Origin of the sequence: Cellulomonas sp. ACRRI (assembly GCF_022346185.1) — a bacterium.
Taxonomy (GTDB): Bacteria; Actinomycetota; Actinomycetes; order Actinomycetales; family Cellulomonadaceae; genus Cellulomonas.
The window spans coordinates 1-12,999 of sequence record NZ_JAKRMS010000123.1; the positions used below are offsets into that span (position 1 = coordinate 1).

Sequence of the window (12,999 nt, forward strand, 5' to 3'; positions counted from 1 at the left end):
GCCCCCGGCTCCCCGGCTGCCCCGCCGCGCCGCCGGTCCACGGCCCGGCGCACGGGCGCGCCCACCGCCGCGCGCCCGGAGGCCAGCCCCGCCCGGGCGTACAGCCCGGCGAGCGACGGGGGCTGCGCCAGGGTGAGCACGCGCCGGCCCCCGGGCCGCGGCGACCCGTCCGCGCGTCCGCCGCCCGCGCGTGCGTCGTCGGGGGTCCCGGCGTCCCGCGCCGGCGCCTCGGCGGCCGTCACCGCCCCACCATGCTCTGCCCGCACACCCGCAGCACCTGGCCCACGACCCCGCCCGCCTGGGGCGACGCGAGGAACGCGACGGCCTCGGCGACGTCGACGGGCAGCCCGCCCTGCTGGAGCGAGGACAGCCGCCGCGCGACCTGCCGGGTGAGCGCGGGCATCCGCGCGGTCATCTCGGTCTCGATGAACCCGGGGGCGACGGCGTTGGCGGTGCCGCCGAACGCGGCGAGCAGCGGCGCGGTGGCCTGCACCATGCCGATCACCCCGCCCTTCGACGCGGCGTAGTTCGTCTGCCCGCAGTTGCCGGCGATGCCGGAGGTGGACGCGAGCGAGACGATCCGCGGCGCGTCGGCGAAGTCGCCGGAGGTCAGCAGCGCCTCGTTGATCCGCAGCTGCGCGGCGATGTTCACCGCGATCACGGACTCCCACCGGTCCGGCGTCATGTTGGCGAGCAGCTTGTCCCGGGTGATGCCCGCGTTGTGCACCATGACGTCGAGCCGCCCGTGCCGTGCGAGCGCGTGCTCGAGGATCCGGGCGCCGGCGTCGTCGGCGGTGACGTCGAGCTGCAGCGCGGTGCCGCGCACCCGGTTGGCGACGGCGGCCAGCGCCTCGCCGGCGGCGGGCACGTCGACGGCCACGACCGTGGCGCCGTCCCGGGCGAGCGTGGTGGCGATGGCCTCGCCGATGCCGCGCGCGGCACCGGTCACGACGGCGACCCGGCCGTCCAGCGGCCGCTCCCAGTCCGACGGCAGGGCACCCGCCCCGGAGTCGACCGCGAGCAGCTGGCCGTCGACGTACGCAGACCGGGGGGACAGCAGGAACCGGAGCGCGCCGAGCACGGCGGGCGCGGTGACCGGCACGTCGTCGGCCAGCACCACGCCGTTGCCGGTCGCCCCGGCGCGGAGCTCCTTGGCGATCGACCGCAGCGCCCCGTCGACGCCCTGCCGCGCGGCGGCGAGCGCGGGCGCCTGGTCGGCCGTGGCAGCGCGGGACACGGTGACGACGCGGCCGCCGGGGGCCAGCGTCCTCAGCACCGGTGCCAGCGCCAGCAGCGGCTCCGCCAGGTCCCGGGGGTGCGCGACCTCGGTCAGCGCGAGCACGACCGCGGCGAACCGGGTGCCCTCGCCGGCGTGCCGGCGGACGTCGAGGTCCCAGCCCTTGTGCTCCGGCGAGGTGCCGGACAGGAACCGCGCGAGCGTGTCGGCGTCGCCGCCCTCGCCGAGGACGAGCACCGGGCCGTCGACCAGCGGCGCGCCCGCGCGGTACCGGCGCAGCCGCGCCGGGCGGGGGAGGCCGAGCTGCTTCGCGACCTTCGCGGTGAACCCGCTGTTCACCAGGTCCAGGTAGGTGTCGGTGGCCATCACACCGCCTCCAGGATCGCCGCGACCCCCAGGCCGCCGGCGGCGCACACGGACACCAGGGCGCGGACCGGCCGGTCCTCGCCCGCGGCCAGCAGCTCCGCGCGGCGCCGGTGCAGCGTCTTGGCGACCGTCGCGACGATGCGCCCGCCGGTCGCGGCGAACGGGTGCCCGGCCGCCAGCGAGGAGCCGTGCACGTTGAGTCGCTCGCGGTCGACGGACCCGAGGGCGTCGTCCAGGCCGAGGCGGGACAGGCAGAACTCCTTGTCCTCCCAGGCGGCCAGCGTGGTGAGCACGGTGGACGCGAACGCCTCGTGGATCTCCACGAAGTCGAGGTCCTCGAGCCCGAGGCCCTGCCGGGCGAGCAGCCGCGGCACGGCGTACACCGGCGCCATCAGCAGCCCGTCCTCGCCGTGCACGAAGTCGACCGCGGCGGTCTCGGCGTCGACCACGGCGGCGAGCGGGGTGAGGCCCCGGGCGCGTGCCCAGTCCTCCGAGGCGAGCAGCACCGCGGACGCCCCGTCGGTGAGCGGCGTCGAGTTGCCGGCCGTCATGGTGGCGGGGGTGTCGAGCCGGGTGCCGAACACCGGCTTGAGCGTCGCGAGCTTCTCCAGCGAGGTGTCGGCGCGCAGGTTCTGGTCGCGCACCAGCCCGCGGTACGGGGTGATCAGGTCGTCGAAGAACCCCGCCTCGTAGGCGGCGGCGAGCCGCTGGTGGCTGGCGAGCGCGATCTCGTCCTGGGCCTCGCGGCTGATGCCCCACTGCGCGGTGGTGAGCGCCTGGTGCTCGCCCATCGACAGGCCGGTTCGCGGCTCGTCGGTGCGGGGCGTCGCCGGCTTGAGGTCGCCGGGCCGGAGCGCGGCGGCGGCCTTGAGCCGCTGCGGGACCGTCTTGGCGCGGGCGAGCGTCAGCAGCGTGCGGCGCAGGCCCTCGCTGACCGCGATCGGCACGTCGGACGCCGAGTCGACGCCGCCCGCGACGCCGGACTCGACCTGGCCGAGCCGGATCTTGTTCGCGATCGTCACGACCGCCTCCAGCCCGGTCGCGCACGCCTGCTGCAGGTCGTACGCCGGGGTGCGGGCCGACAGCGGGGAGCCGAGCACCGCCTCGCGGGTGAGGTTGAAGTCGCGGCTGTGCTTGAGCACCGCGCCCGCGACCACCTCGCCCAGCACCTCGTCCTGCAGCCCGAACCGGGCGACGAGCCCGTCGAGCGCCGCGGTGAGCATGTCGAGGTTGCTCACCCGGGCGTAGGGCCCGCCGGCCCGCGCGAACGGGATCCGGTTGCCGCCGACGACCACGGCGCGCGTCGCGCCGGCCGTCGGGGTGGGGGTCGCTGCCATGTGGGGGTCCTCCCGCATCGTCGTCGATGTCGCTGGGTGGTGCTGTCCCGGGTCCGCCGGCTCCGGGACTTCGGTCCCTTGCGCGGTGCCCGAAACTCACAGTACCTGATACCGTCGGTTCTGTGAGCCCGGTCACGCGTGCACCGTCGACGACGACGGACGACGGCCGGTCGACGCGGTGGGAGGACCACCGCGAGGCCCGCCGCGCCGAGCTCGTGCGCGTCGCGCGCCGGGTCGTGCACCACCAGGGGCCCGACGTGTCGATGGACGACATCGCCGCCGCCGGGGGGACGTCCAAGTCGATCGTGTACCGGTACTTCACCGACAAGGACGGGCTCCAGCTCGCGGTCGCCGGGGCGGTGGTCGCGGACATCCGGGACGCCCTGGACGAGGCCGCGACCGGGGCCAGCACACCGCGCGACGCGCTGCGCGGCATGGTCGGCACCTACCTCGAGATGATCGAGTCCTCGCCGCACGTCTACGCGTTCGTGACCCGCGGCGGCTCGGTCGGGCACTTCCTCGACTCGGTGACCGAGCTGGTCGCCGAGCCGTTCGTGCGCGCGCTCGGCGCCGCCGACGACGCGGACGGCGTGCGGCTGTGGGCCGCGGGCGCCGTCGGCTTCGTGCGCGGGACCGGCGAGCGCTGGCTCGCGGGCGGGGGCAGCGCCGCCGCCGACCGCGAGGACGTCGCCACCCGCGTCGCCGCCTGGCTGTGGGCCGGACCGGTCGGCGCCCTGTCCCGCGAGCGCACCACCCGGCCGGCGGACCCGGCCCCACCGGACTGACGAGCACCACCCGACACCCGTGCGCCGACGGCGACGCACCGACCCAGGGGAGCACGCATGACCACGACCGCACCGACCCCGGCCACCACCCCCGGCCCGACGGTGACGACCCCGACCGCGACCGTCCGGCCCACCGGCGCCGGGCACGCGCGCCGCACCGCACCGGCCGAGGCGCGGGTCGACGTCCCGGGCCTGGCCGACGTGCTGCTCGGGCGGTACGCGGACCTGCGCCGCGCCGCGCGGGAGGTGATCGCCGACCCGCGGTTCCAGCGGATCGAGGGGCTGCCCGTGCCCGAGCACCGCGAGCGGGTGCTGGACCAGCTGCGCACCCTCGCGGCCGAGGGCGACGTGCTGCGCGCGTTCCCGGAGCGGCTGGGCGGGGCCGACGACCACGGCGGGAGCCTGGCGCGGTTCGAGGAGCTCGTCGCCGCCGACCCGTCGCTGCAGATCAAGGCGGGCGTGCAGTGGGGCCTGTTCGCGTCCGCGATCCTGCACCTGGGGACGACGGCGCACCACGACCGGTACCTGCCGGGCGCGATGTCGGTCGACGTCCCGGGCGCGTTCGCGATGACGGAGACCGGGCACGGCTCGGACGTCGCGAGCATCGCCACCACGGCCACGTACGACCCCACGGCGGAGGAGTTCGTCCTCCACACCCCGTACCGGGCGGCGTGGAAGGACTACCTGGGCAACGCCGGGCAGCACGGCACCGCCGCCGTGGTGTTCGCCCAGCTCGTCGCGCAGGGCCCGGCGGACCCGCGGCCGGTCAACCACGGCGTGCACGCGTTCTACGTCCCGATCCGCGACGCCGCGACGGGGGCGTTCCTGCCCGGGGTCGGCGGCGAGGACGACGGTCTCAAGGGGGGCCTGAACGGCATCGACAACGGGCGGCTGTGGTTCGACCACGTCCGCGTGCCGCGGGCCGACCTGCTCGACCGGTACGGCTCGGTGGCCGCGGACGGCACCTACTCCTCGCCCATCGCCAGCCCGGGGCGGCGGTTCTTCACGATGCTGGGCACCCTCGTGCAGGGCCGGGTGTCCCTCGACGGCGCCGCGGTGAACGCCGCGAAGCTCGGGCTCGTGGTCGCGGTGACCTACGGCAACCAGCGCCGGCAGTTCGCCGGGGCGTCGCCGACCGACGAGGTGGTGCTGCTGGACTACGGCGAGCACCGCCGCCGGCTGCTGCCGCTGCTCGCCGAGACGTACGCCGCGACCTTCGCGCACGAGCACCTGCTCGCCGCGTTCGACGACGTGTTCTCCGGGGAGGACGACACCCCGGAGTCGCGCGAGGAGCTCGAGACGCTCGCGGCCGCGCTCAAGCCGACGTCGACCTGGCACGCGCTGCGCACCCTGCAGACCTGCCGCGAGGCGTGCGGCGGCGCGGGCTTCCTCACCGCCAACCGGCTGACCTCCCTGCGCGCGGACCTCGACGTGTACGTGACGTTCGAGGGCGACAACACCGTGCTCTACCAGCTCGTCGGCAAGCGGCTGCTCGCCCGCTACGCGTCCCAGGTCGGCGGGGACCCCGCGGTCATCGCGCGTCTGGTCGCGGGCAAGGCGGCGGACGCCGCGCTGCACCGGATGCCGCTGGCCCGCGCCGCGCAGACCCTCGTCGACGCGGGCGACGCGCGGCGGTCGGCCGGGCAGCTGCGCGACCCGCACACCCAGCGGGACCTGCTCGCGGACCGGGTCGCCACGATGGTCGCCGAGCTGGCCCAGGCGCTGCGCCCGGCCCGCCGCGCGGCGCCCGAGGTCGCCGCCGAGCTGTTCGACGCGCACCAGCACGAGCTGGTGGAGGCGGCCCGCGCGCACGCCGAGCTGCTGCAGTGGGAGGCGTTCACCCGGGCGCTCGACGCGGCGCCGGACGCCGGCACCCGGCAGGTCCTCACCCGGCTGCGGGACCTGTTCGGGCTGACCGTGATCGAGCGGAACCTGGCCTGGTACCTGGTCAACGGGCGGCTGTCCGCGGGACGGGCGCGCACCGTGACCTCCTACATCGAGCGGCTGCTGCTCCGGCTGCGGCCGCACGCGCAGGACCTGGTGGACGCGTTCGGGTACGGGCCGGAGCACGTGCGGGCCGAGATCGCGTCCGGGGCCGAGGCCGCGCGGCAGGCGGAGGCGCGGGAGGCGCAGCGCGCGGCGCGGGCGTCGGGGACGGAGCCGGTGCCGGAGCCGAAGCCGGCGCGCTGAGGCGCGGGCGGGGAGCGGGTCCCGCGCGGCGACACCCGCGGTCACCTGGTGGCCGCCCGCCGCGCGGGGCCCGCTCCCGGGTGCACCATGCGGTCGTGCCGCAGACCAGCCCCGCCCGCGTCGTCGTCCTGCACGGCTACCAGGCGTCCCCGGACGCCCACTGGTTCGCCTGGCTCGCCGACGACGTCCGCCCCGACGGCGTCGACGTCACGGTCCCCGCGCTGCCGGACCCGCACGCCCCCGACCCGGCCGCGTGGGTCGGTGCGGCCCGCGCGGCCATCGGCGTGCCCGACGGGCGGACGGTCGTGGTCGGGCACAGCCTGGGCTGCGTGACCGCCCTGCACGCGCTGTCCGCGACGCCGGGGGAGTGGCGGCTCGGCGGCCTGGTGCTCGCGTCCGGCTTCGACGCGACGCCGTCGGCCGTGCCGGAGGTCGCGGCGTTCACCGCGACGCCGCCCGACCACGACCGGGTGGTGGCGGCGACGGCGGCGCGGCACGTGGTCGGCTCGGACGACGACGCCGTGGTGGAGCCGGCCCTGACCCGGGCGCTGGCGGGGCGGCTGTCGGCGACGTTCGACCTGGTCCCCGGCGGCGGGCACCTGCTGGCGCGGGACGGGTTCACGACGCTCCCGGTCGTGCGGGACCGGGTGCGGGCCGCTCTGGCGCTCGACCCGCGCTGAGGTTCCCGCCCGGCCACGAGTGGAAGGTCCTGCCGGACACGCCGCGCGCGTGTCGGGCAGAACCTTCCACTCGAGAGGGACGCCCGGGTCAGACCCCCGGCAGCTGCGGCACCGCCGCCAGGAGCCGGCGGGTGTACGCCTCCCGCGGGTCCGCCAGCACCGATGCCGTCGGGCCCTCCTCGACGACCCGCCCGTGGTGCAGCACGACCGTCCGCTCGCACAGCCGCCCGACGATGGCGATGTCGTGCGACACGAGCACCAGCGTCAGCCCCTGCTCCGCGGCGAGCCGCTGCAGCAGGTCCACGACCTGCCCGCGCACGGACACGTCGAGCGCGGACACCGGCTCGTCGGCGACGAGCACCGACGGGCGCGGCGCCAGGGCCCGGGCGATGGCGATGCGCTGCCGCTGCCCGCCGGAGAACTGCGCCGGGTACCGGGACGCGACGTCGGGGTCGAGGCCGACGGCGGCCAGCACCTCGGCGACCCGCTCCCGGTGGTCGCCCGGGACCCCGAGCGAGCGCAGCGGCTCCGCGACGACGGCGCCGACCCGCATCCGCGGGTCGAGCGAGGACCGCGGGTCCTGGAACACCGGCTGGACGTCGGCGCGCAGCCGGCGGAGCAGGTGGCGGTCGCGGCGCGCCAGCGGCTCGCCGCGGTACCGGACCTCGCCCGCGGTGGGGGAGTCGAGCGCGAGCAGCTGGCGCAGCAGGGTCGACTTCCCGGAGCCGGACTCGCCGACGATGCCGACGCTGCGGCCGGCCTCGACGCGCACCGAGACGCCGTCGAGCGCGCGGGTGGCGCCGAACGTGCGGACCACGTCGACGGCCTCGAGCACGGGCGCGCCCGCCGGGGCGTCCGGCGCCCCGGACGGGGTTGGGACCGTGGCGGTCATCGGGCCGCCTCCTCGCCCGTCGCGGGTCCCGCGGCCGGCCCGCCGGGCAGGCCGGTGACCGCCCGCGCCGCCCCGACGAGCTCCCGGGTGTACGCGGCCTCGCCCCCGGCCAGCGCCGCGGCGACCGACGTGTGCTCGACCACCCGGCCGTCGCGCATGACGACGAGGTCGCGCGCGACGCGGGCGACGACGGGCAGGTCGTGCGTGACGAAGACGAGCGCGACGCCCGTCCGGTCGACGAGGTCGTCGAGCAGATCGAGCACCTCGGCCTGCACGGTCACGTCGAGCGCGGTCGTCGGCTCGTCGGCGAGCAGCACCCGCGGCTCGCAGGCCAGCGCCATCGCCAGGGCGACCCGCTGCCGCTGCCCGCCGGAGAGCTGCCACGGGTAGGACCCGAGGATGCGCTCGGTGTCGTCGAGGTGCACGAGCCGGGCCAGCCGGGCCGCCTCGTCCCGTGCCGCGGCGCCGCGCAGCCCGCGGTGCAGCCGCAGCGGGCCGGTGATCTGCCGGCCGACGGTCATCAGCGGGTCGAGCGCGGTCAGCGGCTCCTGGAACACCATCGCGACCTGCGCGCCGCGGACCCGGGCCAGCCGCCGCGGGGGCAGGGTCAGCAGGTCCTCGCCGTCGAGCAGGACGCGGCCGGTCGCGCGCATCCCCTCGGGCAGCAGGCCGAGCACGGCCAGGGCGGTCATCGACTTGCCGGAGCCGGACTCGCCGACGACGCCGAGCCGGCCGCCGGCGTCCAGCGACCAGGAGACGCCGTCCAGGATCCGGCGCCCGGTCGAGGTGGTGACGGTCAGGTCCTCGACGGACAGCAGCGCGGTCATCGGTCACCTCGCAGGTTCGGGTCGGTGCGCTCGCGGATGCCGTCGCCCAGCAGGTTGAGCCCGAGGACGGCGACCACGATCGCCACGCCGGGCAGGATCGCGCCCCACGGCTGGACGAGCATCGTCGACTGCGCCTCCTGGAGCAGCCGGCCCCAGGACGCGTTGGGCGGCGGGGCGCCCAGCCCGAGGTAGGACAGGGAGGCCTCGGCGAGCACGGCGCCGCCGCCCAGCAGCATGAGCTGGACGAGCAGGGTCGGCCAGACGTTCGGCACGACGTGCCGCAGCACGGTGCCCCACCAGCCGGTGCCCGCGGCGTGCGCGGCGGTGACGTAGTCCTCGCGCAGCACCCGGGCGACGTTGACCCGGGTGACCCGCGCGATGACGGCGGACCCGGAGATGCCGATCGCCCAGATCGCCGACGACAGCGAGGCGCCGCGCACGGTGACGATGAGCATGGCCAGCAGCAGCGTCGGGAACGCGATCAGCAGGTCGACGGCCGACAGCAGCGTGACGTCGACCCAGCGCCGGGTGGCGCCGGCGAGCACGCCGACCGCGACGCCGAGCACCCCGGCGACGAGCATGGAGGCGACCGCGACGACCAGGGCGTTGCCCGCGCCGGTCATCAGCTGGGACAGCAGGTCGCGGCCGAGGCGGTCGGTGCCGCCCCAGTGCGCGGCGCTCGGGCCGGCCAGGCGCTCGCCGGTGCCGGTGTCGTCGAGCGCGTAGGGCGTCCAGAACAGCGACACCAGCCCGACGAGGGCGACGAGGCCGACGAGCGCGGCGCCGACGACCAGCGACGGCGGCAGTCGGCGGGCGCCGCGGGCCCGGTCGGCCGCGGGGGTCTCCGGCGCGGCCCCGGGCGCCTCCACGCCCCGCGCGACCGGGGTCGTGGTGGTCAGCTCGCCGGTCACGCCGTCACCTCCGCCGTCCGCAGCCGCGGGTCGATGGCGCGCTGCCCGAGGTCGACCAGCGCGTTCATGATCAGCACGATCGCGGTGAGCCCCAGCACGAGCGCCTGGACCACCGGCAGGTCGCGGGAGGTCACCGAGTCGAGCAGCAGCGTGCCCAGCCCCGGGAGGGCGAACACGTTCTCGATCACCACGGCGCCGAGCAGCGAGGTCGCCAGCTCGATGCCGAGGATCGACACGACCGGCACGGCCGCGTTGCGCAGCCCGTGCCGCGCCAGCGCGTGCCACCGGCCGTAGCCGAGGGACCGCGCGGTGCGCAGGTAGTCCTGGTCCAGCACGTCGAGGGTCGCGGACCGCACGTACCGGACCATGACCGCCGACATGGCGATCGCCACGGTCACCACCGGCAGCACCAGCGACCGCACCGCGGCGGCGGGGTCGTCCCAGCCGGTGCGCGGGAACCCGCCGGCCGGCAGCCACCGGGCCTGCAGGGCGAGCACGAGCACGAGGAGCACGCCCACCCAGAACACCGGCACCGCGACGCCGAGCTGGGAGACGGCCGACACCGCGACCCCGACCGGCCCGCGCCGGTGCACCGCGGCGATCACGCCGAGGGGCACCGACACTCCCACGGCCAGGACGAACGCGGACAGGCTGAGCGGCACCGTGATGGGCAGCTTCTGCGTGATCAGGTCGGCCACGGGGAGCCGGGACACGAACGACGTGCCCAGGTCCCCGCGGACGATCTGGCCGAGCCACTGCACGTACTGCGTCACCACCGGCTGGTCCGTCCCGAGCTCCGAGCGGAGCTGGTCGAGCTGGTCCGTGGTGGTGCCCACGCCGAGCGTCGCGCCTGCGGCGTCGCCCGGCAGCAGCCGGAGCACGACGAACACGACGACGCTCGCCAGGACGAGGGAGATCAGCAGGGCGCCGATCCGCAGCAGTGCAGCGCGCACGGTGTCAGGGCTCCCGGACGATGTCGGCGACGTAGAACGACTCGGTCACCTGGTCGACGGGGAAGCCGGTGACGTCGGAGCGGGCGACGCGGATCTGCGGGTCCAGGTACAGCCAGGCGGACGCCGCCTCCTCGCCGATGGTCTCGTTGACCTGCTTCAGCAGGTCGACCTGCTCGGCCTCGGTGCTCGCCTCGTCGGCCTGGGCGACCCACTCCTGCACCTGCGGGTTGTCGTAGCCCCAGTAGAAGTCGGGGTTCGCGTACCAGAGCACGTCGCGCGGGTTCACGTGGCCCATGAGCGTGGTCTGGAAGTCGTGGTCCGTGTAGACCTTCTGGTACCAGGTGGCGTCGTCGATCGGGTTCGGCGTCAGGGTGACGCCGACGTCGGCGAGGTTCTTGGTGAGCAGGGCGAGGATCGCCTCGGTGGTGTCGTCCGGGATGTAGTCCACGGAGATCTCCAGGTCGGTGACGCCGGCCTCCGCCAGCAGCGCCTCGGCGGCCTCCGGGTCGTAGCCGTGCACGTCGGCCTGGTCGACGAACCACGGGTCGGTGGGCGGGACCATCGAGCCGATGACCTGGCCGTAGCCGTCCCACACCGCCGACAGGATCGCGTCCCGGTCGATCGCCTTGTACAGCGCCTGGCGGACGCGGACGTCGCTGAACGGCGCCTCACGGTCGTTGAACGCCCAGATCTGCTTGGTGGTCGAGGTGCCCTCGGTGATCGTGAAGTCCGGGTTGTCCTCGAACTGGACGAGCTGGTCCGGGGAGTCCTCGGCGATGACGAGGTCGAGGTCGCCGGTGAGCAGCGCGTTGTTCAGCGCGGTGGTGTCCTGGAAGAACCGGAACGTGACGCCGGCGTTCTTCGCGGGCTCGCCCCAGTAGCCGTCGTACTTCTCGATGGTGAGGTGGTCGCCCTGCACCCACTCGACGAACCGGTAGGGGCCGGTGCCGTTGTCGCTGGTCAGCTCCTTGTCCCCGTCCTGCACGATCGTGACGGACGCGAGGTAGAACGTCAGGCCCTGCGACGGCCGCGACAGGTCGAGCTGCACGGTGGCGTCGTCGACCGCGGTGGCCTGCTGGATGACGAGCAGGTCGCTCTTGCGGGCGGACTTCGACTCCGGGCCGATCGCCTCGGAGATGCTCCACACGACGTCGTCCGCGGTCAGCGGGGTGCCGTCGTGGAAGGTCACGTCCGGCTGCAGGTGGAACGTGTACGTCAGGCCGTCGGAGGACACGTCCCAGGACTCGGCCAGCGTGGGGATCACCTGGCCGTCGACGTCCACCGAGGTGAGGCCCTCGAAGACGTTGCGGGTCATGGTCTGCGAGACGCCGGACGAGCCGCCGACGTTGCGGACGAGCCCGGTGGGCTCGTTGGTGGAGCCGATGACGATCTCGGCCGAGGCGTCGGGCGTGCCCGAGGCGGCGGACGAGTCGCCGCCCGAGCCCGAGCCGGAGCCGCAGGCGGCCAGCGCCAGGGCGGCGGCGACGGCCAGGGCGGCGCCGAGCGGGGCGCGGCGGGAGCGACGGGTGCTCACGGGGGTGTCCTTCCAGGAGGGCTGCGCGGCGGGTGCCGCGTGGGGGTCGGGCGGGTGCGTCCGCGGCGTCGGGCGGGATGCCGTCGCCGGGTCGCGTCCGTGGGCCGCGCGTCCCCGGAGGACGGGAACCAGACCGGACGGTCGGGAATTCCCGGCGCGGGTGGGCGCGGCGCTGGACGCGAGCGGTGCTCGCGGGCGGTGCTCGGGCGGGGCCGGTGTGCGGCGCGCCGCCGGGCGCGTCAGGGACGCGCGGGCGTCAGGGACGCGGGGTGCTCAGCGACGACAACAGCACGCGGCGGTCGACGCGGGTCGACAGGCGCGGGTGCGTGCGGGGAGGGTCGTCAGGCGCATGATGCGGGTGACTGTAGCAACAACCGACCGGGTGCCGGGACGGGGGGTCCGCCATCCGGGCAGGGCGGGTGCCCCCCGGTGGTCACGGGTTGCAGAGCGCGCCGATGGTCGCGAGCAGCCCGACGTCCGGCCGCCACGGCTCGAGGTTCCAGGTGGCCTTGTCGGGAGCGCCGATCAGGTGGCAGGTGAGCTGGTCCCGCACGTTCTGGGCGTCCGCCTCCGGCGCGGCGGCGACCAGCGCGGACCACACCGCCTCCTCCGCGGCGAGGCTGCCGCGTCGCGCCCAGGCCGCGGGCCGGACGGCGAGCGAGCGCCCACCCTCGTCGACCAGGTCCCGCCAGGTCGCGTCGAGGACCGCCGTCGCGGCGAACGTCGCGGTGACCGTCCCGCCCGCGGCCCCCGAGCCGGCGGCGCCCTCCACGAGCCAGGTCACCGCGCCGTCGTCGGCGGTCCGGACCCGGACCGTGCGGCCGGCGGGGTCGTCCAGCAGGGGCGCGGTGAGCCCCGCGAGCACGCCGCCGTCGGCGTCCCGGACCACGGCCGACAGGTCGTCGAGCACGTCGACGGTCCCGCCGTCCGGGGGCGCGAGCGTCGCGACGGCGACCAGCGTGGCGGCGGGGTCGTCGTCCGGCACCGCGACCGCCAGCAGCACGGCGTCGTCGTCGGCGGGCGTCGCCGTGGGGGCGCCGGCCGGGGCCAGCACGGACAGGGTGACGGCGCCCGAGGCCACGGGGGTGCCCTCGGCGCGGACGGCGGCGGCGCCGGGGGAGGCGGTGCCGGCGGCGGAGGCGGTGCCGGCGGGGGCCGACCCGGCGGGCGGCGCGGTCGGGCCCGGGTCCCGGTCCGCGGTGCACCCGGCGAGCAGCAGCGACCCGAGCAGGGCGGTGGCCGTCAGGGCCCGGCGGGCGCGTCGCGTCACCGCGCCATTGTGACGGC

12 protein-coding genes are annotated in these 12,999 nt (G+C 76.4%); 3 read left to right on the forward strand and 9 right to left on the reverse strand.

All coding sequences use genetic code 11. The features are described from left to right. From MHY85_RS17235 to MHY85_RS17245, 3 genes are all read right to left on the reverse strand, one after another. Nucleotides 1-242, reverse strand: a 242-nt coding sequence (locus tag MHY85_RS17235; protein ID WP_239198667.1) for a hypothetical protein, incomplete at its 3' end; no start/stop codon positions are given. Then, entirely contained in the window at nt 239-1,603 is a 1,365-nt protein-coding gene (locus tag MHY85_RS17240; protein WP_239198634.1) for a 3-oxoacyl-ACP reductase, read from the reverse strand. The genes MHY85_RS17235 and MHY85_RS17240, both read right to left, overlap by 4 nt. After that, nucleotides 1,603-2,940 carry an acetyl-CoA C-acetyltransferase gene (locus MHY85_RS17245; protein WP_239198637.1) on the reverse strand — a complete coding sequence of 446 codons (1,338 nt, stop codon included), beginning with the start codon at nt 2,938-2,940 and terminating at the stop codon, nt 1,603-1,605. Before MHY85_RS17245 ends, MHY85_RS17240 begins: the two co-directional genes overlap by 1 nt. Before the next feature lie 122 nt (nt 2,941-3,062). Between MHY85_RS17245 and MHY85_RS17250 the strand changes: the two genes are divergently transcribed. From MHY85_RS17250 to MHY85_RS17260, 3 genes are all read left to right on the forward strand, one after another. Next, a complete protein-coding gene (locus MHY85_RS17250) occupies nt 3,063-3,725 on the forward strand; it encodes a TetR/AcrR family transcriptional regulator (RefSeq protein ID WP_239198640.1) in 663 nt (220 codons plus the stop codon). Between the two features lie 57 nt (nt 3,726-3,782). Further along, a complete protein-coding gene (locus MHY85_RS17255) occupies nt 3,783-5,915 on the forward strand; it encodes an acyl-CoA dehydrogenase (RefSeq protein ID WP_239198643.1) in 2,133 nt (710 codons plus the stop codon). A gap of 95 nt (nt 5,916-6,010) precedes the next feature. Then, complete coding sequence (locus MHY85_RS17260) at nt 6,011-6,595, forward strand: alpha/beta hydrolase (RefSeq protein WP_239198646.1); 585 nt, start codon at nt 6,011-6,013, stop codon at nt 6,593-6,595. An 88-nt stretch (nt 6,596-6,683) separates the two neighbouring features. Here the strand turns inward: MHY85_RS17260 and MHY85_RS17265 are convergent, their stop codons facing one another. The 6 genes from MHY85_RS17265 to MHY85_RS17290 all read right to left on the reverse strand — a co-directional run. Next, nucleotides 6,684-7,487: an ABC transporter ATP-binding protein gene (locus MHY85_RS17265; protein WP_239198649.1), complete on the reverse strand. Its 804-nt coding sequence runs from the start codon at nt 7,485-7,487 to the stop codon at nt 6,684-6,686. Then, the gene (locus MHY85_RS17270; protein WP_239198652.1) at nt 7,484-8,314 is read right to left on the reverse strand and encodes an ABC transporter ATP-binding protein; all 831 of its coding nucleotides are present in this window, start codon (nt 8,312-8,314) and stop codon (nt 7,484-7,486) included. The genes MHY85_RS17265 and MHY85_RS17270 overlap by 4 nt, the downstream gene beginning before the upstream one ends. Continuing rightward, nucleotides 8,311-9,225, reverse strand: a complete 915-nt coding sequence (locus tag MHY85_RS17275) for an ABC transporter permease (RefSeq protein WP_239198655.1) — start codon at nt 9,223-9,225, stop codon at nt 8,311-8,313. The genes MHY85_RS17270 and MHY85_RS17275 overlap by 4 nt, the downstream gene beginning before the upstream one ends. Further along, complete coding sequence (locus MHY85_RS17280; protein WP_239198658.1) at nt 9,222-10,178, reverse strand: ABC transporter permease; 957 nt, start codon at nt 10,176-10,178, stop codon at nt 9,222-9,224. Before MHY85_RS17280 ends, MHY85_RS17275 begins: the two co-directional genes overlap by 4 nt. A 4-nt stretch (nt 10,179-10,182) precedes the next feature. Then, entirely contained in the window at nt 10,183-11,712 is a 1,530-nt protein-coding gene (locus MHY85_RS17285) for an ABC transporter substrate-binding protein (RefSeq protein ID WP_239198661.1), read from the reverse strand. A gap of 433 nt (nt 11,713-12,145) precedes the next feature. Then, nucleotides 12,146-12,999: DUF2599 domain-containing protein (locus MHY85_RS17290; RefSeq protein ID WP_239198664.1), on the reverse strand; the 854-nt coding region annotated here is incomplete at its 5' end.